Origin of the sequence: Tautonia sociabilis (genome assembly GCF_003977685.1) — a bacterium.
Lineage (GTDB): Bacteria > Planctomycetota > Planctomycetia > Isosphaerales > Isosphaeraceae > Tautonia > Tautonia sociabilis.
The window spans coordinates 1-25,562 of the sequence record NZ_RYZH01000059.1 but is presented as its reverse complement, the minus strand read 5'-3'; the positions used below and the strand labels follow the sequence as shown (position 1 = coordinate 25,562).

Here is a 25,562-nt window from a genome sequence, read left to right as displayed (position 1 = left end):
ATGCCGTATGCCGAGTCGGACCTGCTGCCGATCTCCGCGCTCCAGCATTTGCTCTATTGTGATCGCCAGTGCGCGCTGATTCTCGTCGAACGGCAGTGGGCAGAGAACCGCGAGACCGCCGAGGGGCTCCTCCTCCACAAGAGAGCCCACGGCGGCCGGACGACCACCCGGCCCGGGGGGAGGTTCCTCCGGGCCATCCCGCTGCGCTCGTTGGAGCTGGGCCTCTTCGGCGTCGCCGACGTCGTGCGCTGGTCCGCCGGCGAGGCGCCAGTCCCCGTCGAGTACAAGCGGGGTCGCCCCAAGAAGAACGACTGCGACCGGGTCCAGCTCTGTGCCCAGGCCCTCTGCCTGGAGGAGATGACCGGGCGTCCCGTCCCGCTGGGGGAGCTGTTCAATGGGACGACCCGTCGCCGCGTCGCCGTCGAGATGTCCGCCGGGCTTCGCGACCTGACCGCTGGGGCCGCGGCCCGGCTCCACGAGCTGGTCCGATCCGGTCGCACCCCTCCGGCCGATCCCGGTCCGAAGTGCGACCGCTGCTCCCTGCGGGGCCTGTGCCTTCCTCGGCTCCGGCTCGGTCGCAGCCGATCAGCCCGATCGGAGTTCGACCGGCTCCTCGACGCGCTCGACTCCCCCGACCTCGCCGATCGAGAGGGCGGCTGATGAAGACGCATCTCAACACCCTGTACGTCACGACGCAGGGCTCCTACCTCGCCAAGCAGGGCCAGGCGGTCCAGGTCCGCGTCGACGGCAAGCCCCGGGCGCATCTGCCGCTGCACAACCTGGAGGGCATCGTCTGTTTCGGCCGCGTCGGTTGCTCGCCCGCGCTGCTCGGGGCCTGCGCCGACCGCGGGGTGGCGATCTCCTTCCTCACCGAGAACGGCCGGTACCTCGCGTCGGTCCGGGGCGCCTCGCACGGCAACGTCCTCGTGCGTCGCCGGCAATACCGCCTGGCCGACGACCCCGAGGTCGCCCTCGAGGTCGCCCGGCGGGTCGTGCTGGCGAAGGTCGCCAACGCGCGCAGCGTCCTTCTCCGCGCAATCCGGGATGCCGAGGACGACCCGGACCGCGTCTCCGTTCTTCGGCACGCCTCCAATCGCCTCTCGGCCTCGATCCACGAGCTCCGGTCGGCGGAGACGCTCGACTCGGTTCGAGGGCTGGAGGGGGAGGCCGCCACCCACTACTTCAACGCCTTCAACGCGCTGCTGAGCAACCCAACCGCCGCCGACTCATTCCGCTTCGTCCGACGCAGTCGCCGGCCTCCCTTGGACCCGATCAACGCGCTGATCTCCTTCATCTACACCCTGCTGCTGCACGATACCCGCTCCGCCTGCGAGGCCGTCGGGCTCGACCCCTGCGTCGGCTTCCTCCACGCCGACCGCCCCGGCAAGCCGAGCCTCGCTCTGGACCTGATGGAGGAGCTCCGCGCCTACGTGGCCGATCGCCTCGCGTTCTCCCTGATCAACCGCCGCCAGGTGCTCGCCACCGGCTTCCGCCGCCTCGACAACGGCGCCGTCGTGATGGACGAGGCGACGCGCAAGGCCGTCCTCGTTGCCTACCAGCAGCGCAAGCGTGACACCCTGACTCACCCCGTCCTCGCCGAGCAGACCGTTGTCGGCATGATCCCCCACCTGCAGGCGCTGCTGCTGGTGCGCTGGCTCCGGGACGACCTCGATGCCTACCCACCCTTCCTCTGGAAGGGCTGAGGCCAGCGACACGTGCGGCCGAGGTTGCCCGATTCCCTCCGTCTCCCCGATCGCGTCCGACTCGCGAGCCGATCCCATGTACATGATTGTGACATATGACGTGGAAACGTCCTCGCCCGGTGGCAAGCGGCGGCTGAGGCGTCTGGCCCGGGCCTGCCTCGACTACGGCCAGCGTGTCCAGTTCTCCGTCTTCGAGCTGAAGGTCGACCCCGCCCAGTGGACCGCCTGCCGTGAGCGCCTGCTGGCCATCATCGACCCCGAGCGGGACAGCCTGCGGTTCTACCACCTGGGGGCCCACTGGGACGGCCGGGTCGAACATCACGGGGCTCGTCCCGGGTATGATCCGGAAGGCCCTCTCATCTTCTGACGCGAACCGCCAGCGCGCATCGCCCGCCCCGTCGGATCGCGATCGCCGGAACATTCCTTGGCAAGCCGATTTCGGTTACACTGTCCGAGTTCGCCGCCCGGCCGACTCTTGTTAAGTCGGCCGGTTCGCGAATCCCGCCTCCCGGGCCGTTGCCCCAAAACGACTTGCGGAGGCGGGGTCGCCCTCCCCGCGAGGGCGTGGGTTGAAACTTCTTCAGGAAGGTGCACGCATAATCATTCATCGCGTCGCCCTCCCCGCGAGGGCGTGGGTTGAAACTGGGAGCTGGACGAGTTGTCGGGGTCCCGAGCGGACAGTCGCCCTCCCCGCGAGGGCGTGGGTTGAAACTCTTGCCCGATCGAGGCCGGATCAGGTACCGTCGTGTCGCCCTCCCCGCGAGGGCGTGGGTTGAAACTGCTTCCAGCGGTACAAGGCACAGGTGGGAGAGGTGTCGCCCTCCCCGCGAGGGCGTGGGTTGAAACTTCCACGCCGATGACATCGGCTGCTTCCAGCAGCGTCGCCCTCCCCGCGAGGGCGTGGGTTGAAACTTCGAGGAGCTGATCCGGGGGGAACCGGGCGCGGCCGTCGCCCTCCCCGCGAGGGCGTGGGTTGAAACTCAGCGTCAGTCGCCATGTGTGGGCCTCCGAGGTGTCGCCCTCCCCGCGAGGGCGTGGGTTGAAACCGGAAGAGGAGCCGGGGAGGACGGAAGGGTGGCGGTCGCCCTCCCCGCGAGGGCGTGGGTTGAAACAGATGCTGCGCCGCAGCGGCGCTGTGCCGCATGTCGCCCTCCCCGCGAGGGCGTGGGTTGAAACAGTTGACCTTGGTGACGATCTCGGCGACGTCATCCAGTCGCCCTCCCCGCGAGGGCGTGGGTTGAAACATGCGGCCGGCGATGACCGACGGCTCCGGCCTGTCGCCCTCCCCGCGAGGGCGTGGGTTGAAACGTCAGCAGCTGGCGGATCGCCTCGCGGAGCCGGGGGTCGCCCTCCCCGCGAGGGCGTGGGTTGAAACTTCGCGCGGGCGCTCGCATTTTCCGCGCCAGCCCCGTCGCCCTCCCCGCGAGGGCGTGGGTTGAAACGGCCGCTCGACCGCGACGTCTCGGACGACCCCATGTCGCCCTCCCCGCGAGGGCGTGGGTTGAAACAGCAACCGATACCGGCGAAGGATCTCCGCCGCAAGGTCGTCGCCCTCCCCGCGAGGGCGTGGGTTGAAACTTGCTTGACCGGGAGGCCGGCGTCGTGCGCGACCCATACGTCGCCCTCCCCGCGAGGGCGTGGGTTGAAACGACCTCCATCAGCACCTGGGCCGCCTCGACCCGGTCGCCCTCCCCGCGAGGGCGTGGGTTGAAACCATCGGTCCTACGTCCAGTGTTTCCGGTGGGGAACGTCGCCCTCCCCGCGAGGGCGTGGGTTGAAACATCGGATCCGCCCTCGCGGGCCCACTGCCAGGCGGAGTCGCCCTCCCCGCGAGGGCGTGGGTTGAAACCGGCCAGGGCGACTGGCCGAAACCCTACGCGATCGTCGCCCTCCCCGCGAGGGCGTGGGTTGAAACGGCGTAGTGCTCGACATGGAGCGCGTGAAGCTTGTCGCCCTCCCCGCGAGGGCGTGAGTTGAAACGACCGTGCGGTCGGCTGGCAAGCGGTAGGCAAGGCGTCGCCCTCCCCGCGAGGGCGTGGGTTGAAACGTCGCGAGCATCACGTCGATCTTCCCGATCGCGTGTCGCCCTCCCCGCGAGGGCGTGGGTTGAAACGGCACCCGGGCGAAGGGCTGGGCGTCGGCGGCGGCGTCGCCCTCCCCGCGAGGGCGTGGGTTGAAACTGCGGCCACGCCAGGTCGGACGCCAGCGGTCGAGCGTCGCCCTCCCCGCGAGGGCGTGGGTTGAAACACCAGCCCAGCCGACGCCCCGCGCATCACCGCCCTGTCGCCCTCCCCGCGAGGGCGTGGGTTGAAACCTCCCGGGCAGGACGCGAGGGTCTGCGCATGGACGGTCGCCCTCCCCGCGAGGGCGTGGGTTGAAACTGCTTCCGGGAGTCGCGGTCGGGGCAGGCGGGGCGTCGCCCTCCCCGCGAGGGCGTGGGTTGAAACTAACCCCTTGCGTCACAAGGGTGTTTCGGCTAGAAGTCGCCCTCCCCGCGAGGGCGTGGGTTGAAACACGTCAAGATGGGGCTGAGAAGGGAGTACACCCGGTCGCCCTCCCCGCGAGGGCGTGGGTTGAAACGCGGACGCGAGCTTGTGGGGTCTCGGTGCTGGACGTCGCCCTCCCCGCGAGGGCGTGGGTTGAAACCTCGCGGGCGAGCGGGACCTCACCCTGACCACCGCCGGTCGCCCTCCCCGCGAGGGCGTGGGTTGAAACGACTTCATCGAGCTGAAGGCGACCGACCTGACCGCGTCGCCCTCCCCGCGAGGGCGTGGGTTGAAACCTCGATCTCACGGACGCTCGCGACAACGTAACTCGGTCGCCCTCCCCGCGAGGGCGTGGGTTGAAACCCCCCTCCGCCGGGCGGAACCTCACCCGGCGGAGGTCGCCCTCCCCGCGAGGGCGTGGGTTGAAACGAGGCTGTGGCCGCCGGCGTCCCCATCCTCCCGCGTCGCCCTCCCCGCGAGGGCGTGGGTTGAAACGACGGCGACCAGCACCCCTGTCTGACCGCCGCCGTCGCCCTCCCCGCGAGGGCGTGGGTTGAAACCTCTTCATCATCAACGTCGGGACGATGGGCGCCTCGGGTCGCCCTCCCCGCGAGGGCGTGGGTTGAAACAAGTGCACGCTCAAGAGCAACGGCCTGATCACCTTGTCGCCCTCCCCGCGAGGGCGTGGGTTGAAACCCCCGCTTCCGGACAAAGAGCTTGCCCGTGACCTTGTCGCCCTCCCCGCGAGGGCGTGGGTTGAAACCCCGAGGCGATGCAACTCATCCGGGAAATCCTCGTCGCCCTCCCCGCGAGGGCGTGGGTTGAAACGAGGTGAGCTGATCGCCCTCGTACCCGGAATCCTGTCGCCCTCCCCGCGAGGGCGTGGGTTGAAACACGGGACCGGGGTGGATGATCCCGGGGCCGATTTCGTCGCCCTCCCCGCGAGGGCGTGGGTTGAAACCGATCGAACGACTCACGGATTGCGTCCGACAGAGTCGCCCTCCCCGCGAGGGCGTGGGTTGAAACCGCGAGGGCGAACCCCTCGACGATCGAGGGAACCGTCGCCCTCCCCGCGAGGGCGTGGGTTGAAACGGGGCACCGCCGGGGAACGCCTCCCTCGGGATTCCGTCGCCCTCCCCGCGAGGGCGTGGGTTGAAACATGGGAGGGCTCCTCCCCTGCCCCGCTCCCGCCGCGTCGCCCTCCCCGCGAGGGCGTGGGTTGAAACCTTGCCACGCTCGGTGACGATGCGGCTCACATACGTCGCCCTCCCCGCGAGGGCGTGGGTTGAAACACGCCGTCTCCTCGGGGTGCGGGCGGCGGCGACGGCCGGTCGCCCTCCCCGCGAGGGCGTGGGTTGAAACGAGTCGGGGACGGCGATGCCCGCCGCAGCCTCGGAGGTCGCCCTCCCCGCGAGGGCGTGGGTTGAAACCTCCACCGGATCGGCACCGTCGCTGAGCTGGACGTCGCCCTCCCCGCGAGGGCGTGGGTTGAAACGAGGCGGCGAGCCGGCGGGTCCAGCGGGAGCCGCCCTAGTCGCCCTCCCCGCGAGGGCGTGGGTTGAAACGAAGTCCTCCTCTTTGGCTGCACACCCTGGGAGGCGTCGCCCTCCCCGCGAGGGCGTGGGTTGAAACATCGAGCGATTCGACGACCGGGATGATCCCCGGCGGTCGCCCTCCCCGCGAGGGCGTGGGTTGAAACACCGTCCCGTCCGGCTTGGTCCCGCCCACCCGGAGTCGCCCTCCCCGCGAGGGCGTGGGTTGAAACGTCGGCGTAGGGGGGGCGGGAGAGCCGCTCCCGGTGTCGCCCTCCCCGCGAGGGCGTGGGTTGAAACTGGGGAAGGTCTGCGCGCGCGGGATCCTTAGAAGTCGCCCTCCCCGCGAGGGCGTGGGTTGAAACTCTGTGGCGACGAGGCCGACCGGCTGACGGCCTTGCGTCGCCCTCCCCGCGAGGGCGTGGGTTGAAACAGGTGCGGATGCCGCTCCCGAAGCACCCTGGACGTGTCGCCCTCCCCGCGAGGGCGTGGGTTGAAACAAGTAATCCCTCACGGGTTGCTTAACGGCCTGCGTCGCCCTCCCCGCGAGGGCGTGGGTTGAAACCAGTCGCTCCTCGCCTCCTACAACACAACGGGTGTGTCGCCCTCCCCGCGAGGGCGTGGGTTGAAACGCTGCCGCCTGGGCCAGTTGCCCCGGGCCGAAGGGGCGTCGCCCTCCCCGCGAGGGCGTGGGTTGAAACCGCTCGTCTTGATCAGGTGGTTGCCGTTCCCGCGTCGCCCTCCCCGCGAGGGCGTGGGTTGAAACCCGGCGGTGAAGGCGGAGATCGACCGTCGGCTCGGTCGCCCTCCCCGCGAGGGCGTGGGTTGAAACTCCAGGACGCACTCGTTGCCGACGTATAAGAGTGCGGTCGCCCTCCCCGCGAGGGCGTGGGTTGAAACGTGCCCCAGATCCGCCTGATGACCCGCCGGGCCCCCCGTCGCCCTCCCCGCGAGGGCGTGGGTTGAAACTGATCGATGATCAGCGTCTCATCGGTCGGGCTCAGGTCGCCCTCCCCGCGAGGGCGTGGGTTGAAACAGGCGGTCGTTGCGCGTCCCCTCGGGCGCCGCCTCGTCGCCCTCCCCGCGAGGGCGTGGGTTGAAACCAGTCGCGCCCGCTCGGGGTCCGGCTCCGACCGGGCGTCGCCCTCCCCGCGAGGGCGTGGGTTGAAACTGGATCGCGAGCGGGTCGCGACAACGGGCCAGCGTCGCCCTCCCCGCGAGGGCGTGGGTTGAAACGGTTTCGGTCGGCAGGCCCGCGAGCTTGCGGCGCGTCGCCCTCCCCGCGAGGGCGTGGGTTGAAACGCCATCCGGGGAGCGGAGGAGGCGGAGCGGTGAGGTCGCCCTCCCCGCGAGGGCGTGGGTTGAAACACCGTCCACCGGAGGGCGGTCGACCAGCACGTCGAGTCGCCCTCCCCGCGAGGGCGTGGGTTGAAACTCTGTGGCGACGAATTCGATCGGCTGACGGCCTTGCGTCGCCCTCCCCGCGAGGGCGTGGGTTGAAACCCTGGGGCTCGTCCTCGATCGGCGGCCACGCGGTCGGTCGCCCTCCCCGCGAGGGCGTGGGTTGAAACGCGGAGCACTACAGCTACGACCTCGGGGCCGAGGCGGTCGCCCTCCCCGCGAGGGCGTGGGTTGAAACTATCTCAACACGTCCTCGTCGTCGGACACCCACGCGTCGCCCTCCCCGCGAGGGCGTGGGTTGAAACTGGTCCGAACTCGAATCTCTCGGGCCAGGCCCGCGTCGCCCTCCCCGCGAGGGCGTGGGTTGAAACCAATGGTCGCGCCCGACAAGTCCCATCCCACCGCATGTCGCCCTCCCCGCGAGGGCGTGGGTTGAAACGGGAGATGAAGTGCATCAGAACGGCAAGGAGTATGAGGTCGCCCTCCCCGCGAGGGCGTGGGTTGAAACCGAGTCGGCCCGGGATCGGTCTCGGGCTTCACCCGTCGCCCTCCCCGCGAGGGCGTGGGTTGAAACCAAACAGCTCCGACTTTGTGCACGGATCACCTTGTCGCCCTCCCCGCGAGGGCGTGGGTTGAAACCAGGGGGAAAGAGGTTGAGCCATACACTAACAAGTCGCCCTCCCCGCGAGGGCGTGGGTTGAAACTTGATGAGGCGCGTCGTGCCACGCGCCCCGTCTACGGTCGCCCTCCCCGCGAGGGCGTGGGTTGAAACGGGATCGCATGATATAGCCCTCATCCAACACCCATGTCGCCCTCCCCGCGAGGGCGTGGGTTGAAACCTTGTTAGTGTATGGCTCAACCTCTTTCCCCCTGGTCGCCCTCCCCGCGAGGGCGTGGGTTGAAACATCTTCACCAGGAGAACCCGGCCATCATTGTCGAGTCGCCCTCCCCGCGAGGGCGTGGGTTGAAACCCGGGAGCAATCTCGATCTCGTCGATTCGTCGCGTCGCCCTCCCCGCGAGGGCGTGGGTTGAAACTCCAGTGATGAACGCAGGCACGCTTGGCCAAATGACGTCGCCCTCCCCGCGAGGGCGTGGGTTGAAACACCCCCGACACGGCCGAGGAGGAACACCCGGAAATGTCGCCCTCCCCGCGAGGGCGTGGGTTGAAACCGACCAAGTCCTCAAGCGTCTCATTGAGGACACCGTCGCCCTCCCCGCGAGGGCGTGGGTTGAAACCTCTCCGACTCGATCCGGATTGAGCAATCCCGCGTCGCCCTCCCCGCGAGGGCGTGGGTTGAAACATGAAATCCTGCTGGATTGACTGGTAGGGCATCTTGGTCGCCCTCCCCGCGAGGGCGTGGGTTGAAACGCTCGAGTGCAGGGTCTCGCTGGGCCGCCTGGCGTAAGTCGCCCTCCCCGCGAGGGCGTGGGTTGAAACTCCGGGACCAGTCGCCGACACCGTGCGAGACGATGAGTCGCCCTCCCCGCGAGGGCGTGGGTTGAAACCCGCCATGCGCGCTAGACCCTCGGCAGCAATTCCCGTCGCCCTCCCCGCGAGGGCGTGGGTTGAAACATAGTAGCGTCTCCCGAAACGCTTCGACTGCGGACGGTCGCCCTCCCCGCGAGGGCGTGGGTTGAAACGACCTCACCGCGGCCGAGGGCCCGCCGCGCCCGGTCGCCCTCCCCGCGAGGGCGTGGGTTGAAACGCGGGGCGGGGGGGCAAGGGCAGGACTGGTGGACGTCGCCCTCCCCGCGAGGGCGTGGGTTGAAACTGCTGGGCGTCCACCGCGGTGATCAGCGGCGCGAAGGTCGCCCTCCCCGCGAGGGCGTGGGTTGAAACGGATATAACAAGATCTACAACTGTGCGACCGCCCGTCGCCCTCCCCGCGAGGGCGTGGGTTGAAACATCCTCGACGATCTCCAATATGTTGGTGAGCAGGGTCGCCCTCCCCGCGAGGGCGTGGGTTGAAACGCCGACGCGCTGATCATGTCCTGCCTCTACCCCGTCGCCCTCCCCGCGAGGGCGTGGGTTGAAACTCCAAGACGCACTCGTTCCCGACGTAGAGGAGTGCGCGTCGCCCTCCCCGCGAGGGCGTGGGTTGAAACAACGCCTACGCGGGTTGACACCCAAAAATGCGGCCTGTCGCCCTCCCCGCGAGGGCGTGGGTTGAAACTTTCCGGCCTGTACAACGCGATCGGAGCGATCTACAGTCGCCCTCCCCGCGAGGGCGTGGGTTGAAACGCCTAGAGGGGCCCGTTTCCCCAAATTAAAGGGGGTTGTCGCCCTCCCCGCGAGGGCGTGGGTTGAAACGTCGAGGCCGACGGGACGACGCCCCGGGCCGACCTGTCGCCCTCCCCGCGAGGGCGTGGGTTGAAACGTGGCGATCACCGGCGATGACCGGCCGCTGGGCCGGTCGCCCTCCCCGCGAGGGCGTGGGTTGAAACGGCCTGGTCGTCGGCCTCTGGGCCTACCAGGAGAGTCGCCCTCCCCGCGAGGGCGTGGGTTGAAACTTGGCCCCGGACGGCACCTGGAAGCTGGCCAACACGGCGTCGCCCTCCCCGCGAGGGCGTGGGTTGAAACCGGTTCCATCTCGGGAGTTACCTACTCCAGGCGATCAGTCGCCCTCCCCGCGAGGGCGTGGGTTGAAACTTTGCCCGGCCTATCGCTGCCAGGGCACGTCGGTCGCCCTCCCCGCGAGGGCGTGGGTTGAAACTGGACCTGACGACGGCCTCCACGGGGGCCGCGACGGGTCGCCCTCCCCGCGAGGGCGTGGGTTGAAACGGCAGAGGTTAGTCGGGGAGGCGGTCGAGCAGCGGGGGTCGCCCTCCCCGCGAGGGCGTGGGTTGAAACGCATTCGGCAGATCGCCAGCGACTACTCTGGCGGGTCGCCCTCCCCGCGAGGGCGTGGGTTGAAACATCGTGCGAGTGACGTCCTCGGCCAATCGCTTGGGGTCGCCCTCCCCGCGAGGGCGTGGGTTGAAACTGCCGAGCCGGGCCCATCCTCGTGACGCGGGGCGGTCGCCCTCCCCGCGAGGGCGTGGGTTGAAACCTCCTCGACCTCTTCAAGCGACTGCCGGGCCTCGGGGTCGCCCTCCCCGCGAGGGCGTGGGTTGAAACTTTGCCTTCGCCCGAGCGTGGTGCTCTGGGTGGAGGGTCGCCCTCCCCGCGAGGGCGTGGGTTGAAACTCTAGCACCTTCGAGCGATCCAACGCGGCTGTTGAGGTCGCCCTCCCCGCGAGGGCGTGGGTTGAAACTATGGTTTGCGCACCGTGACCCCCACGTTGCGGTCGGTCGCCCTCCCCGCGAGGGCGTGGGTTGAAACCTCGGCTATGTCTCTGAGCCTCACCCCTCAATCCGGTCGCCCTCCCCGCGAGGGCGTGGGTTGAAACCGCTTGCGGTCGATGATCCGGCGGGGCAGCGCGTCGGTCGCCCTCCCCGCGAGGGCGTGGGTTGAAACCGCTCGTACTACAAGGGCGGCACGACGGGAGTGAGGTCGCCCTCCCCGCGAGGGCGTGGGTTGAAACACCCGATACCGGGGGATGACTGGTTATACATAACTGGTCGCCCTCCCCGCGAGGGCGTGGGTTGAAACCTGCGGAAGACCACCAAGACCTTTATCCTCGACGGTCGCCCTCCCCGCGAGGGCGTGGGTTGAAACGACTCCTGGGCCCTTGAATTTGAGCTGGACGTCGAGGTCGCCCTCCCCGCGAGGGCGTGGGTTGAAACCGCCACCTGAAGCGAGCCGTAGTAGGCAATGCAAGGTCGCCCTCCCCGCGAGGGCGTGGGTTGAAACCGGACGGATCACCTCAATTACGGCGGACAACTCGTGTCGCCCTCCCCGCGAGGGCGTGGGTTGAAACGGGTTCGGCGGGGCCTGGTGGGTCTTGCTGGACCGGTCGCCCTCCCCGCGAGGGCGTGGGTTGAAACCGGTTCCGGCGCGATGCTCTTTCGTCGGCCGCAGCCGTCGCCCTCCCCGCGAGGGCGTGGGTTGAAACCGGCGAGCGCGGGTGGGCAACGAGGCCCCGAAGCGGTCGCCCTCCCCGCGAGGGCGTGGGTTGAAACACGATGGGGTCGCGGTTCAACCAACGACTCCTGGACGTCGCCCTCCCCGCGAGGGCGTGGGTTGAAACGCCCTGGCCGACGCGCCGCCCCCGGCACAACGCGGTCGCCCTCCCCGCGAGGGCGTGGGTTGAAACGCTGGCCGGAGTCCGGGCCAGTGGAGGCGCCCGACTGTCGCCCTCCCCGCGAGGGCGTGGGTTGAAACGAGCAAGAGGTGCTCGCCCCGTCGGATGCAACCCGTCGCCCTCCCCGCGAGGGCGTGGGTTGAAACAACGCCTCGTTCATGGGCACGCTCCCGCTGGTGGGTCGCCCTCCCCGCGAGGGCGTGGGTTGAAACAGCGGAGTAGGGCGGATCGAGAAAGACGCCGATCGTCGCCCTCCCCGCGAGGGCGTGGGTTGAAACCGAGCCCTCGAAGCCCGTTTCCGGGCGCACCACCGCGCGTCGCCCTCCCCGCGAGGGCGTGGGTTGAAACTGGCAACCAACCCCTACCCTCGGGACAGCGTGCGGATGTCGCCCTCCCCGCGAGGGCGTGGGTTGGAATGCCGTGCACAGGCCATGTCGGGACGACCGTCGGGTCGACCCTCGCGTGCCCTACTGGCCGTCACGCACGGTGATCGGCTGCCAACGCGACGCCGGCTGCCGCGCCGCTCAGGGATCGGTCCGCACGAACGGCACCTCACGCTCGCGGCCGACGCCGGCATTCCGCCGCGGCGGGAGACGCCGCTCCAGGTCGCGGGCCGTGGTGTCGCATGGGACGTCCTCGACCACCCGAGCGATCCGATAACGGCCCGGCGAGATGACTCGATCGGCTGGCCAGGTCCGAAGCCCGGCCGGCGTCTTCCGAGAGCGTCGGGCTCAGGCGGGGCGGTTGGCCAGCTCCTCCCGGGCCCACCGTTCGACCTCGTCGAGCCACTGGCCGTACGGCATTCCCCGGCCTCGGACGATCAGTCCCATCGCCTCGGCGGATGACAGCCGAGGCAGGGAACGCGAATGGGACCGTTCCTCGTACTGGCCATCGGCTCCCAGGTGGAAGAATCTCAGCTCCCGGCCGTCGCACCGCCACAGCTCCGGCACGCCGAGGTCCGCAGAGACCTCGGCCCCGTGGCGCAGTGGGTTGCGGATCTCCACCTCGATGACCAGGTCGGGTGGGGGGTGGATTCCCAGGTCGATCTCCTCCACCTCGGCCACCGCCGCGGCATGGGCCAGGTAGAAGCTCGCGTCCGGCTCCTTGCTTCGGCCCGGGTCGTCTCGCCGCAGCGTGGTGGTCCCGGCCGGCTCGAACGGCACGCCCAGGGCACGAGCCACGATCTTGACCAGGTCGGCCAGCCGGTCGGCCAGCTTCTCGTGCCGGTAGGAGGGGCTCATCAGCTCCAGGTCCCCGTCGATCCAGGTCAGCCGGGGGACCGACGAGTCCCCTCGGGCGGCGACGATGCGGTCGAACAGGGCCCGGTCGACCCCTCGCAGCAGGATGCGGTCCTCGGAACCATCGTCGCGGATCGCCTCCGAGGCCTGCGGGCCGGACGTCGTCGTGCTCATGGGTCGGCTCCGTCGGTGGTGCTCGGCAGCCGGATCGGGCCGGTCCGCCAGAAGCGGCCGCTCCCGGCGGCCACTCCGGCCGTCGGGTTGCAGGAGACAATGACCAATGCTTGCCGAGATCGCGGCGGGTTGTCCAGCCCTGCTCCGCCGCCCTGGCTGGCTCCAGGCCCTGACAGGCCACCGAGCGGATGGAAGCCCGATCGCGGGTCGAGGAGGCCGAGAAGGAGACAAGGCGGTCCGGGGCTTCGGAGTCGCGGACACACAGGCGGCTCGGGGTGGATCGCGAGGTCGGGTTTGGGGCGTGCCTGACGACGTCGGCGTCGTTCCCCGGGCCGGCGCGCCGATCCCTGCGATCGGAATGTTCTTTCGCGCAAGATCTCGTCCCTTGTACTCATCCCTGGTTTGTGCGTTCTGACAGGAATTGGAATTGACGGATCCGGCGGACACGATAGCCTCCTCCCGAGGAGGGGTCGGCGATCGGGAGTCCTGGGCCGGGAGGCCTCGGACGGGGGGGGGCCCGTCGAGACGAGCACGCCGCTCCCGAGGGGCGTTGGTGATCCGATCGAGCGTGGTTGGCCCCGATCCTCGGGAGGGTTCGGCGGGGCACCCGGCCTCCGATCGGGAGGGATCGACCACCGGGCTCGGCTGAGGACGCCGAACCATTCCCCCTGTTCGATCCCGGTCGGGGAGATCGCCCGGATGAACTGGACAGAACGCGCCCCGGGGTGGCTGATCGGCGTCGTCGTGGCGGCCCTGATGGTTGCCGGGCTCTGGTTGCGGCTGGACCGCCTGGAGGGCATCCCGCTGCCGACGAGCGACGAGGCGTATTATGGCATCCAGACCTGGAGGCTGCTCCACGGCGAGCCCTTCGAGGCGAGGACGACCTCCGGCAACCTGCTCAGCCCGCTGTTCGTCGCCTCCCAGGCCCCGATCCTCGCGCTGACCGGCCCAACCGTACTGGCTCTTCGCCTGCCGGCGGCGATCGCCGGGCTGGCGGCCGTGGCGGTCGCCTTCCGGCTCGGGAGGAGGATGTTCGGGCTCGAGGGGGGGGTGATCGCCTCGATGGCGATGCTGTGCATGCCGGCCGCGGTGGTCTTCTCCCGGTTCGGCTGCGAGTTCAGCCAGACGCCTTTGGTGGGCCTGATCGCCGCGGCGATCGCCTGGTCCGGCCGGGCGGGCTGGTTCTGGGCGTGGGCGGGGTTCGCCCTGCTCGTGCATCCGACCAACATCCTGCTCCTGCCGCTGTTCTGGCCCCTGATGATCGTCCGGGCGGCCGAGACCCGGCCCGGCGGGTGGCGGGCCGCGGTGCTCACGTCGATCGTCGGCGGCCTCTGCATCCTGCCCGCCTTCGGATGGTGGATCTCCGGCAACCCGAACCTGGACGGCTACCGGGACGACCCCAGGGCGATCGGCGCGTTCATCGACTCCTTCGGCCGGTTCGTGACCTACACCGATCTGACCGAGACGGACGAGGAGACGCTCTCCCGACACTCCTGGTGGTTCCGCATCGTGGCCGGAGCGTTGCTCGGGGCGGGATCGGCGGCGATGGCGAGGAGACGGCGCTGGGACTTGCTCGCCCTGGTCGCCGGCGTCCTGCTCGGCCTGGTCGCCTTCGACCTCGCCGCCGGGGCCCGGGTGCTCAACTCCGTCGCGATGCGGTACGGGGCCGTGCTGATCGCCCCGACGGCCCTGGTGGCGGCGGCCCTGGTGTCCGCCCTGCTCCCCTCCGGCTCGACCCCCCGGTCCCGCCGGCTCGGCCGCCTCTCGGCGGCGGTCCTGCTGGCCTCGGGGGGCTGGGCCGCGCTGGGATCGACCGCCGAGAACGGGCTGCGCCCCTACCAGGACGACTGGGAGGCCCGAGCCTCCACCGGCCTCGACCGAGACCCCTACTCGGCCACGGCGAGGCTCATCCGACGAGACCTGAAGCGTCGGGGACAGCCGGGAGCGCCGACCATCGTCGCCCAGGATCAATTCGTGAACGGACTCCAGCACGAATACCTGATGCTCGGTTCCGCCCGGGTTGAGCCGATGTTCACCCTGTTCGAGGTGTGGGCGATGCGGCAACCCTCGGACGGCCTCGCGCCGGAGGTGCGGGCCCGGATGGACCGGGTGCTCGACGTGCTGGAACGGGGCGGCTACGCCGTCGCCGTGGCCGGCTCCCCCCGAGACCGCGGAGGAGGCCTGATCGCCGAGGCAATCGCCGACCGCTTCGAGCCCGGCCGGATCCGTTCCTGGACGCTCGGCGACCAGCAGATCTTCCGACTCGAACCCCCTCCCCCTCCCGTCGCGTCCCGACCGAGCCCCCCTCGCCGCTGAGGCGACCGGCCGACCGAGCCAACACCCCGGGACGCACTCACTCGATCATCCCTTCGAGACGATCGGCGTTCTGCCCGCGTCACGGCTCCCTGGGCTTCCTCGAGAAGCCGGGCAGCGGGAGGGGGCGAGGCTCGGCCTCTCGGAGGAGATAGCCAGCGTCGACCCCGACGCCATCGTGGCGATCGACCCGGCCCGAGGGCCAGGCGACCTCGATCGAGACGGGGCCCTCAATTCCGCCGAGGCCGACGTGAAGCCTCGGATCGGGAGCGGACTGGTAGCCCTGCCCCCCCACTCTCCAGGAGACGAGCGCCCGATCCCCCGCCTCGACGACGACCCTCGCCCCGACGGCGTCGCGGGCCGACGCCACCCCCTCCAGCCCGAGGGTGAGGAAGTGGCCCCCCTCCGATTGGTTCCGCAGCAGGGCCGCGGGGCCGTCGTTCGGGACGAGCAGCACGTCGAGCCGGCCGTCGTTGTCGAAGTCGCCGCAGGCCAGCGCCCGACCGACCCGGGGGGTGGTCCAGGGGGGCCCCGCCTTCGCGGTCGCGTCGGCCAGGCGGCCCCCGGGCCCTCCCAGCAACAATTGAGTAGGCATGGCGTAGGGGTAGAGCGGCCGGGAGTCGTTGACCATCCCGTTCGCCGAGGCGAGGTCCAGGAAGCCGTCGTTGTTCGCGTCCAGGAAGGCGACCCCGAACCCGAGCAGGTACCGGCTCGGCCCCAGCCCAAACGCGGCCGAGGCGTCCGCGAAGAAGCCGCCGCCGAGGTTGCGGTAGAAGGTCGTCCCCTCGTTGTAGAAGTTGGTCACGGCCAGGTCGGGGAGGCCGTCGCCGTCCAGGTCGCCGCAGGCGATCCCCATGCCCGCCTGATACCCCCCGTCGGCGTTCGAGGCGACGCCGGCCCGCTCGCCGACCTCCTCGAAGCGCATTCCCCCGAGATTCCGATAGAAGGAATTCGCCGACATGTCGTTGGCCACATACAGGTCGACGAGCCCGTCCCCGTCCAGGTCGGCGGCCACCACGCCCAGACCCCGGCCGTCCCGGTCGACCAGGCCGGCTTCCCCCGTCACGTCAACGAACCGGCCGCCGTCGTTGCGAAAGAGGCGGTCGGGCACCGACTCGAACAGCACCGGCTCGCAGTAGATCGGCCTGCCCGACTCCGGGTCGAGGCAGGCTCGGGGGTGCTCCTCGTCCCATCGCAGATAGTGGCACACGTAAAGGTCAAGGTCCCCGTCGTTGTCCAGGTCGGCCCAGGCCGCCGAGGTCGGCCACTCGGCCGGCAGGCCGAGCCCAGCCGCTTCGGTCACATCCTCGAAGGTGCCGTCCCCCCGGTTGCGCCAGAGTTCGTAGCGGTCGTACCTCGTGAGGAACAGGTCGGGAAACCCATCGTTGTCGAAGTCGCCGACGGCGACCCCGTGCCCGAAGCCCCGACCTGACCGGGGGAAGCCCGCCTCCTCGGTCACGTCGTCGAAGGTGCCGTCCCCCCGGTTCCGGAAGAGCCGGTCGCCTCCGCCCTCGCCCTCGCTCTCGCTCCCGCCCTCGATCCCAGGGCCCCGACCGGGAGGGAAGGGTCCGCCCTGGGGGAAGTAAACGTCGAGCCAGCCGTCGTTATCGAAGTCGAGCAGGCCGACGCCCCCCGCCATCGTCTCGGGGAGATGGTGCTCGTCCGAGGCCCCGGGATCGAGCCGGAACCGCAGTCCCGCCTCCTCGGCCCGCTCCTCGAATTCGGGAACCGTCCCCGGCTCGGAGGCCGGAGGCCGATCGGGGCCCGGGTGCCCGGCGGGCTCGCGTCCGATCGCCGCCAGGGCGTCGGCTGTCGTCTCCTCGGCCGATCGCCGCCGGGCCTCGCGCTCCAGCCGGGCGAGGGCGTCGCCGGCCTCGGCGTCCCGGGGATGCCGGCGGGCCTCGACGAGCCACCAGCCCTTCGCCTCGTCCCAACGGCCGAGCGATTCGGCCAGCGCGGCCAGCTCCCGGGCCCGAGGGGCCAGCTCCTCGCCCTCGAGGCGGAGCAGCCGGGCGTATCGGTCTCGGTTTCGGTCATGCTCGGCCTTCCGCTGGCGGTACTCGGCCGCCTCCCGCTCATCGCCGGCCTCCAGGGCCAGCTCGGCGAGCCGATCGAGCGCCATCGGATCGGCCGGAGCCCCCTCGAGCAGCCGTCTCAGGGCGAGGCGCTCGCGCTCCCGATCCCCGGCCTGGGAGGCGAACCAGGCGTCCATCCTGGCCGCCTCCACCGGGTCGAGCCCCCCCGGGCCCAGGCGGCCTAGCGCCCGTCTTGCCTCCTCGACCTCCCCGGCCTCGACCGCCCACCGGAGCCGGGCCCTCCAGGAGGGAGGGTCGTCGGGAAGGGAGGCCAGCCGCCGGCCGGCCTCGGCGAGCCTCCCCGCCCTCCGGTCCAGGTTCGCCAGGGCGAGCCGGACCCTCGGATCCTCCGGATGCGTCGCCATCGCCTCCTCGAACATCGCCCTCGTCCGGGAGACGGGAATCGCCTCCGCGTCGAGCAGCCACAACTCCCGCACCAGCTCGATCGGGTCCGGGGCCGACTCCAGCCGACCGGCCAGCAGCTGGCGAGCCTCCTCCCTCCGGTCCTCCAGCCGGAGCAGCCGGGCCAGCCGCTCAACCGCCCTCCCCTCGTGCGGGCCCCTCCGCGACAGGGCCCGGCGGAGCAGCCGCTCCCCCAGCTCATAGTCCCCCCGCTCCAGCGCGACGGCCGCCCCCTCGGTCGCGGCCGGGCCGGCGAACTCTGAAGCCGATGGGACCCGTCGCCAGGCGTCGAGCGCCTCGTCGAGCTCCCCCGATCGGAACGCGCACAGCCCGAGCAGGTACGCCAATTCCCCCCCGGAAGGCCCCCCGATCGAGATCCCCCGCAGCGCCGACCGGGCCTCGGCCACGTCTCCCCTGGCCAGCGCCTCCCTCGCCTCCTCCAGCCGACGACGGCCCCGATCCTCCGCCGCCGCCCACCAGAAGCAAAGCGCCGGCGGCACGCACAAGGCGATCACGGCCGCGGCCCTCGCCAGCCGGCCCTTGCCGGGCGATCGCATCCACATCCCTCCTCCGCAAGCCATTCCCCCCCCGAGATCGAACTCGATAAGAGGAATCCTGGATTATTTCCTTGACTGGGAAACCCCGTTGCATTTTTATTAGGCCTGGGTCGAAAGTCCATCGACATCCCCAACGCATATCGCCCCCACGGCTTCACCGTGGGGAGGGTAATCGGTGCGCGGATCGGGTCGTCCCAACGCGGGAGACTGGCAAGCGCACCACGGGCCTTCGACCTCCCGTCGTGCCGATCTCATTCAGGCATTCTCCATCAAATCGCTCACGATGAATTGATGGATGCCCCAGCGCGATCGAGGTGCGCCCGACGGTCCTCGCCGCGATCGGACCCGATCGCGCGAATCGCCGGGTTGCCGACTCCCCGACCCCGTCCGGCCGGCAACCTTCAACCGAGGAGCCCGAACTCATGCATCGATCCCATCCCCGGAAGGCTGGGTTCACGCTGATCGAGTTGCTGGTGGTCATCGCGATCATCGGCGTGCTGATCGCCTTGTTGCTGCCGGCCGTCCAGGCGGCCCGAGAGGCCGCCCGGCGTGCCCAGTGCACCAACAACCTCAAGCAGATGGCCCTGGCCTCGCACAACTACCACGACGCCAATGGCGCCTTCCCGGCGGGCAACTACGCGCCCGACTGGACAAACCCCAACACATTCCCCAGCCCCGATGTCTGGCACGACCCCAACAGCACCTGCTGCCCCTGGGGTAGCTACAGCTGGGCCGCCGCCATCCTCCCGTTCATCGAAGGGAACAACGTCTACAACTCACTCAACATCGCCCTGCCGGTTTATGCCGAGAGCATCCCCGAAGTCTCCAGTTGGGCCGGCCCGAGCAACGAACGCGGCCCCTCCGGCAGCCTGGCCAACTCCACCGCGGCGAATGCGATGCCCAACACCTTCGTCTGCCCGTCCGTCGACCGCGTCAAGCCCGAGAACCAGTTCAAGGACTACGCGATCAACGGCGGCACCGGCCTGTGCTGCCCCGAACGAACCCGCACCCAGTCTCAGCGTCAGTCCGTGGGTGACGGCATGGGCGCGCTCAACATGTATGTGAAGATGTCTGAGATCCGGGATGGCACCAGCAACACCATCCTCTTCACCGAGCAGGCCCACAACGCCAATCACAGCTGGGTCCCCGTGAACATGGGCTCCAACCAGTTCCTCTGGGTCCACCACGTTTCCCAGGGATACGTCACCGCTGCCGAGCACAACGGCAACCCCTTCCCGCCCAACTCCACCTACCCCAACTCTCGGGGCGCCTTCGGCCGCCACCCGGGGGGCGTGATGGTCGCCTTCGCCGACGGCCACGTGGCGTTCCTTAAGGAACATATCAACTTCCAGACCTATCGCGCCCTGTTCACGCGCAAGGGGGGTGAGGTCGTCTCCGCCGACCAGTACTGAGCTGAGCTGAGCTGAACTGAGTTGAGCTGAGCCGACCCCAGTCACGTCGACCGATCCCGACCCGCCCCGACGCGGCTCCCGGCCCTCCGGCCAGGGCCGCGCCGGGGCGACCTCCCTTCTCCTCCCCAACCCTCGCCAGCGATCACCGCCATGTTCCATCGCTTCCGCTTCCGCTTCCGCTTCCGCTTTCGCATCGGAGCCCACCACGCCGTCCTCCTCGCCTGGCTCGTGGCCGCCGGCTGCGGCGACCCCGACGCCCCCGAGATCGCCCGGGTGACCGGCACCGTGACCCGGGCCGGCAAGCCCGTCCCGAACCTCACGGTCAATTTCATGCCCACCGAGGGCCGGCCGAGCTGGGGGATCACCGACGAGCAGGGCCGCTACGAACTCGAGTACAACGCCGATTACAAAGGCGCGAAGGTCGACCACCACAAGGTCTACGTCGTCTTCAACGCCGCCAGCCTCGACGCCGACGTCTCCGGAGAGGTCGGCCCCCAGTCCCTCACCGCCGAGGACCGCCAGGACATCCAGCGGAAGTACGGCAGCGAACAAACCACTCAATTGGAGGTCGACGTCACCGAGGACGGCCAGGTCATCGACCTGAAGCTCGACTGAGCGCGGGCCGATCCCCCCTCGCGAGGAGCTCTCCTCCATGCGAGTCCGACGCCCCGTCCCCCCGACCCTCCGGGGGGCCGCTGGCCTCCCGCTGCTCGCGACGGTCTGCCTCCTCCCGGCCGGCTGTCACGACCCCGCCTCGGTCGCTTCGGGGCCCCCCGCCGACGCCGCCCCTCCCCGATCTTCCCGGCCCTCCTCCGGCCCCTGGTTCGTCGACCGCGCCGCCGAGTTCGGCCTCGACGTGACCACCCTCTGCGGCTCCCCCGAAAAGCGATCGATCCTCGAATCCCTCGGGGTCGGCGTCGCCCTCTTCGACGCCGACGGCGACGACGACCTCGACCTCTTCGTCGCCCCCGGCAGCCGGGTCGAGGAGGGCCAGGTCGTCCCGGCCGGCGGCCCCTGGCTCTTCCGGAACGACGGCCCCGGCCGCTGGGTCGACGTCTCGGCCCGCTCCGGGATCGTCCACACCGGGTGGGCCCAGGGAGTCGCCGTCGCCGACTACGACGCCGACGGCGACCTCGACCTGTTCCTCGCCCAGCACGGCCCCGACACCCTCTGGCAGAACCTCGGCGACGGCACCTTCCAGGACGCGACCGCCGCCGCCGGCCTCGGCCGAGATCCCTACTGGGGGGTCGCCGCCTCCTGGGGAGATGTCGACGGCGACGGCTGGCCCGACCTCTACGTCGTCAACTATCTCGACGTCGATGCCGACGATCCTCCCCCGCTGGTCGGCTTCCGAGGCGGGCCCGCCCTGGTCTTCGCCGGGCCAGAGTCGCTCCGGGGGCAGCCGGACGTCCTCTGGAGGAACCGGGGAGACGGCACCTTCGAGAAGGTGACCGAGGCCGCCGGCCTGCTCAACCCCGAGGGCAAGGGGATGGGCGCCCTGCTCGCCGACTACGACACCGACGGCGACCTCGACCTCTTCGTCACCAACGACACCCAGGCCAACGCCTTCTACCGCAACCTCGGCGACGGCCGATTCCAAGAAGAGGGCCAGCGTGTCGGCCTCGCCCTCGGCGGAGGCGGCCGGGCCGAGGGCAGCATGGGCATGGACCTCGCCGACGTCGACGCCGACGGCCTCCTCGACGTCGCCTACAGCAACTACCACCGCGACGGCACCCGGCTGCTCATCCAGCAGAACAGCGAATCATACCTGGACATCTCCCTGTCCTCGACCGTCCAGATCGCCACCATCCTCCACGTCGGCTGGGGAATCGTCCTCGCCGACTTCGACCTCGACGGCCTCCCCGATCTCTTCCAGGCGAACGGCCACGTCTACCCCGAGGGAACGGGAGAGCCCTACCATCAGCCCCCCGTCCTGCTGCGCAACCTCGGCGGCCGCTCGTTCGAGGACGTGACCGACCGCTGGGGCCCCGACCTCTCCTCCCTCCGCTCCGGCCGAGCCGTCGCCGCCGGCGACCTCGACGCCGACGGCGACCTCGACCTGGTGATGACCACCATCGACGGCCCCCTCCGCGTCCTCATCAACGAGGGGACCCTCCCCCCCTCCTCCTCCGTCCGGCTCGTCGGCCGATGGCCGAACCTCGAGGCCATCGGCGCCGTCGTCGAGCTTCGAGCCGGCGGCTCGACCCAGATCGACACCGTCCGCCGCGGAGGAGGCTTCATGGCCGCCTCCGACACCACCCTCCACTTCGCGATCTCCCCCGCCCATCCCCCCGACTCCCTCCGCATCCGGTGGCCCGACGGCTCCTCCTCCGAACTCCCCGGCTCCCTCCTCTCCCCCGGCTCCCTCCTCTCCCTCCGGCAGGATGACCTCCCGTCCAACCCTCCGCCATCGCCGCCGCCGTCGCCATGATCGAACATTCGGATCCGCGTCCCTGGATCCAGGGACCCGGTTCTCGACGGAATTCATCCAGATTCCTTCAGATCATGCCAATGATGAGATGCCGGCCGGAGTCATGCTCAAGGTGCGGCGGAGGAGGCCGGGATCGGGTCGACCCCAGCGATGGTCTTGGAAGTCACGTGGTCGGGGCCGGAGCGTCGGCGGGGTGGCTGGGGTCGTGTCGACCCCAGCGTCGGGAGGCTGCCGGGTCTGGGGTCGACACGACCCCAGCCACCACGCCGCACGGCGACCCGAGGAAGCATCGCCAGCAGGCCATCGGCTCCGCTCGGCGACACGACGTGAGATCGAACGCGCCGACCGGATCAAGGATGAACAACAGAAACGGTTAACAGCGTCGGGTGCCTCGGGTTCCGCAGCCGGAACCCGTGCGATCGTCGGCCCCGCCCCGGGAGGGAGACAACCCGGGGCACCCTTCCGAGGGAAGAGCCGCCCTCAGCCCTCCAGGCGGTAGATCCGCCTCGCGTTGTCGAGGAAGAGGGCCCGACGCTCCGCCTCGCTCCGCTCCGAGACGACCTGCCGGAGCGCCTCGACCCACTGTCTCAGCGTCGCCGCCTTCGTGCACACCGGCCAGTCGCCGCCGAAGACGACCCGATCGGGTCCGAACCGATCGAGCACATGAGTCACGATCGGCGCCAGGTCCTCGGCCGTCCATCCGGGAGCCGCCGAGGCGACGATCCCCGACACCTTGCACGCCACGTTCCCCCGATCGGCCAGCCGGGCCAGGTCGTCCCGCCAGGCCGTCAAATCGGCCGATTGCACGCTCGGGTTGCCGCAGTGGTCCAGGATGATCGCGGTCTCCGGGCAAAAGTCGACCAGCCGGGAGGCGTCGCGCAGCTCCCCCGGCCTCATGCAGAGGTCGAAGCTCAGGCCCCGCTCCCCCAGCATCCGGATCCCCCTCACGAACTCCGGCGCCAGGCAGGTTCCCGGGGGCGTCCCCTCGCCGTGCAAGACCTGGCGGACCCCCTTGACCTCCGGATGGTCCCGGAAGCGGTCCAGATACGCCCCGAACCCCTCCGACGCCGGCCTCCCGCCGATCACCGCCCCCACCAGAGGCCCGACCCTCCTCCGGCAGAGGTCGATCACGTACTCGGCCTCCTGCACATGCTGCGCCGGATCGACATCCACCTCCATGTACACCGCCCGGACGATCCCCAGCCCCTCGGCGGCCTCGTCGTAGTCCCCCGGCAGGTAATCCCTCGCCAAGGGTCCTCCCCCCTCCAGCCAGGGGAGCCGGAACCGGCTCAGATCCCAGAGATGCACATGAGTATCAACGATCGGCACCGCCCCGACCCCCTCCTGCGTCCCCGAGCCCGACGTCCTCCCCCCCAGCGCGGCCAAGGCCGCCGCCCATCCCAGGAATTCCCGACGATCCGCCATCGCCCGGTCCCTCCTCATGACTCCGCTTCCGTCTCGACCCCGAGGTTCCGACCTCCCCATCGTACCAGGCCCTGCCCTCCGACGCCCCCGCTCCCCGGGCCCCTTCGGCAGGGATCGGCCGTCCCGATCGGCGGGGGTCCGCCCCTCGGCCGGCCCCTGGCCTCTCCGGGACGATCCCATGACGTCTCCTCCCGAGTCGAAACCGGCGTCTCCCGCCGTGATCGTCGCCTCGTGGCTCCTCGTCCTCGTCCCGCTCGGCTGGGGAGTCGTCCAGAGCGTGGTGAAGTCGCTTCCCCTCTTCGCCCCGGCTCCCGATCCCTCCCCCGACTCCCCTCCCCCGGCCGATCGAGCGCGATCCCCTCCCGATCGCAGTCTCTTCGAGCCATCCCCCCTCGGCGGGGGCCGCTTCTCCCTCCTCCTCTCGGGGCTCAATTCTCAGGAACACGAGAACCCGGGCAACGTCTCTGGCCCTCTCGGCGCTTCGCCCTCGGCGGCCTGGCCCTAACCGAACCGATTTGCTCGCCGACCGATCGCTCCCCTCCTCCCGGGCCCTCCTCGCTCCCGAGGCCGACACCTCCGTCATCCTCCTCTGGATGGAAGAAGGCCCTCGCCAGGTCAAATCCGACGATCCCAAGCCCGACGCCCCCCCTCTCGATCGGGCCCCGGCTCACGCCGAGAAGTGCGCCGACACCTTGCGGATCGCCGCCGCCACGTCCCGGATCCAGGCCTCGTCCATCGCCTCGTTGATCACCAGGCGGACGCCGTCCCCCAGGATCGCCTCCGCCTCCGGGCACGACACCGAGGCATAGTCCATGTCCGTCAGGCCCATCTCCTTCACCGGCCACCTCCCGGCGAAGAACGCATGCTCCCGGAAGATCGGGTTCCCGTAGAGCGGCACCGGGATGTACCCCGCCGACGCCGGCACCCCTTCCGCCGCCAGCGCCCTCACGAACTCCCGGCGGTCGCAGGTGAAGGCGTCGGGACGCAGGCGGAACATGTAGAACCAGTAGACACACCTTGAGCCCGTCGCCACATCATGCGGCTCGATTCCCGGCACCCCCGCGATCTCCTCCGACAACAGGTCCCCCAGCCGAGACCGGGTCGAGGCGATCCCGTCCAGCCTCGTCAACTGCCCCGCGGCAACGGCGGCCTGCGGCTCGCTCATCCGGTAGTTCGGCGCAAAGCGGTGGAACAACCCGTCGCCGCCGGCCCTCGGCATCCCCTTGTCCCCAAGCGGCTGCAGCAGCGGCCCGAACCGATCGTCCGACGACGCCACCACGCCGCCGTCTCCGCACGTCACATGCTTCGAATTCTGCAGCGAGAAGCAGGCGATGTGCCCCGTCGTCCCGATCGGCTTGCCCCGGTCGATCGCCCCCCAGGCCTGCGCGCAGTCCTCGATCAAGATCAGCCCGTGCTCATCGGCCAGGAGGCGGAGCGCCTCCGTCTCGCAAGGATTCCCCCCCAGGTGCACGGCGATGATCGCCTTGGTCCTCGGCGAGATCTTCCTCGCCACGTCCTCCGGGTCGAGGTTGTACGAGTTCGGCAACAAGTCGGCGAAGACCGGCACCCCCTGCTGGTAGAGCACGCCGATCACCGTGCCGATGTCCGTCACCGGGCTGGTGATCACCTCGTCCCCCAGCCCGATCCCCGCCGCCATCACCGCGATATGGATCGCCGCCGACCCCGACGAACATGTCTGCACGTATTCCAGCGGACAGACCCCCTGGAACCGCTCGATCAGGAGCGTCGTCTGCGGCCCCTTCCAGTACAGCAGCGACTCCTGCCCCAGCATCTCCTCCAGCCGCTCTCGCTCCGGCTCCCCGAACCGCACCGGCCTCGGCATCGGCCGGCCGACCGCCTTCTCCCCCCCCAGCATCGCGAGCTGATCGGCCCGCGGCCCCGGTCGAGGCCCCCGAGCCCCCCCGGCCGCAATCGCCCCCGACGTCAAGGCCAGAAACGTCCGCCTCGAAGACCTTCCTTTGGGATGCATGGCGACAGGCTCCAATCACGAATGATGAATCAACGAAGATCCCAACGGTCACGATCTCGACGCCGAGACCAGCCGCCTCGCGTTCCGCTCCCGGATCGCCCGGAGCGTCCCTTCCCCCAGCGGAGATTCCTGAAGCTTCAGCACCGCCGACTCGATCGGAAAGAGCGGCGCATGAGACCCGAACACCACCCGGTCTTCCGGCACCTCCTCCAGCAACCGGCCCACCCCGCCCACCCCC

At 70.2% G+C, this 25,562-nt stretch carries 12 protein-coding genes, 1 pseudogene and 1 CRISPR repeat array; of the genes and pseudogenes, 8 read left to right on the top strand and 5 right to left on the bottom strand.

Features of this window, described 5'->3' with window-relative positions:
- From cas4 to cas2, 3 genes are all read left to right on the top strand, one after another.
- A complete protein-coding gene (gene cas4, locus TsocGM_RS22015) occupies nt 1-660 on the top strand; it encodes a CRISPR-associated protein Cas4 (protein WP_126727623.1) in 660 nt (219 codons plus the stop codon).
- On the top strand, nt 660-1,703 hold the full coding sequence (gene cas1c, locus TsocGM_RS22010) for a type I-C CRISPR-associated endonuclease Cas1c (RefSeq protein ID WP_126727622.1): 1,044 nt from the start codon (nt 660-662) through the stop codon (nt 1,701-1,703). The genes cas4 and cas1c overlap by 1 nt, the downstream gene beginning before the upstream one ends.
- Nucleotides 1,704-1,779: 76 nt before the next feature.
- The gene (gene cas2, locus TsocGM_RS22005) at nt 1,780-2,070 is read left to right on the top strand and encodes a CRISPR-associated endonuclease Cas2 (RefSeq protein WP_126727621.1); all 291 of its coding nucleotides are present in this window, start codon (nt 1,780-1,782) and stop codon (nt 2,068-2,070) included.
- Nucleotides 2,071-2,247: 177 nt separating this feature from the next.
- Nucleotides 2,248-11,724: a CRISPR direct-repeat array (repeat unit 32 nt; unit sequence GTCGCCCTCCCCGCGAGGGCGTGGGTTGAAAC).
- Between the two features lie 314 nt (nt 11,725-12,038).
- Here the strand turns inward: cas2 and TsocGM_RS26275 are convergent.
- On the bottom strand, nt 12,039-12,719 hold the full coding sequence (locus TsocGM_RS26275) for a Uma2 family endonuclease (RefSeq protein WP_158633702.1): 681 nt from the start codon (nt 12,717-12,719) through the stop codon (nt 12,039-12,041).
- A gap of 699 nt (nt 12,720-13,418) precedes the next feature.
- Between TsocGM_RS26275 and TsocGM_RS21995 the strand changes: the two genes are divergently transcribed.
- A complete protein-coding gene (locus tag TsocGM_RS21995) occupies nt 13,419-15,035 on the top strand; it encodes an ArnT family glycosyltransferase (RefSeq protein WP_126727619.1) in 1,617 nt (538 codons plus the stop codon).
- A gap of 79 nt (nt 15,036-15,114) precedes the next feature.
- Here TsocGM_RS21995 and TsocGM_RS21990 read toward each other — a convergent pair whose 3' ends face one another.
- Nucleotides 15,115-18,066, bottom strand: coding sequence for an FG-GAP-like repeat-containing protein (locus tag TsocGM_RS21990; protein ID WP_158633701.1), 2,952 nt, complete (start codon nt 18,064-18,066; stop codon nt 15,115-15,117).
- Between the two features lie 422 nt (nt 18,067-18,488).
- On the opposite strand from TsocGM_RS21990, the gene TsocGM_RS21985 reads away from it, so the two are divergent.
- The 3 genes from TsocGM_RS21985 (at nt 18,489) to TsocGM_RS21975 (ending at nt 21,909) form a co-directional block, all read left to right on the top strand.
- Nucleotides 18,489-19,478, top strand: a complete 990-nt coding sequence (locus TsocGM_RS21985) for a DUF1559 domain-containing protein (RefSeq protein ID WP_126727617.1) — start codon at nt 18,489-18,491, stop codon at nt 19,476-19,478.
- A 150-nt stretch (nt 19,479-19,628) separates the two neighbouring features.
- The gene (locus TsocGM_RS21980; protein WP_126727616.1) at nt 19,629-20,093 is read left to right on the top strand and encodes a transthyretin-like family protein; all 465 of its coding nucleotides are present in this window, start codon (nt 19,629-19,631) and stop codon (nt 20,091-20,093) included.
- A gap of 37 nt (nt 20,094-20,130) precedes the next feature.
- Nucleotides 20,131-21,909, top strand: coding sequence for a CRTAC1 family protein (locus tag TsocGM_RS21975; RefSeq protein ID WP_126727615.1), 1,779 nt, complete (start codon nt 20,131-20,133; stop codon nt 21,907-21,909).
- A gap of 480 nt (nt 21,910-22,389) precedes the next feature.
- On the opposite strand, the gene TsocGM_RS21970 is transcribed toward TsocGM_RS21975, so the two are convergent.
- Complete coding sequence (locus TsocGM_RS21970; protein ID WP_233579099.1) at nt 22,390-23,334, bottom strand: amidohydrolase family protein; 945 nt, start codon at nt 23,332-23,334, stop codon at nt 22,390-22,392.
- A gap of 178 nt (nt 23,335-23,512) precedes the next feature.
- On the opposite strand from TsocGM_RS21970, the gene TsocGM_RS21965 reads away from it, so the two are divergent.
- The gene (locus TsocGM_RS21965) at nt 23,513-23,839 is read left to right on the top strand and encodes an MFS transporter small subunit (protein ID WP_126727613.1); all 327 of its coding nucleotides are present in this window, start codon (nt 23,513-23,515) and stop codon (nt 23,837-23,839) included.
- A 162-nt stretch (nt 23,840-24,001) separates the two neighbouring features.
- Here the strand turns inward: TsocGM_RS21965 and TsocGM_RS21960 are convergent, their stop codons facing one another.
- Nucleotides 24,002-25,210: a DegT/DnrJ/EryC1/StrS family aminotransferase gene (locus TsocGM_RS21960; RefSeq protein ID WP_233579098.1), complete on the bottom strand. Its 1,209-nt coding sequence runs from the start codon at nt 25,208-25,210 to the stop codon at nt 24,002-24,004.
- 162 nt (nt 25,211-25,372) lie between these two features.
- Nucleotides 25,373-25,562: pseudogene (locus TsocGM_RS26270) on the bottom strand (amidohydrolase family protein); the annotation flags it as partial.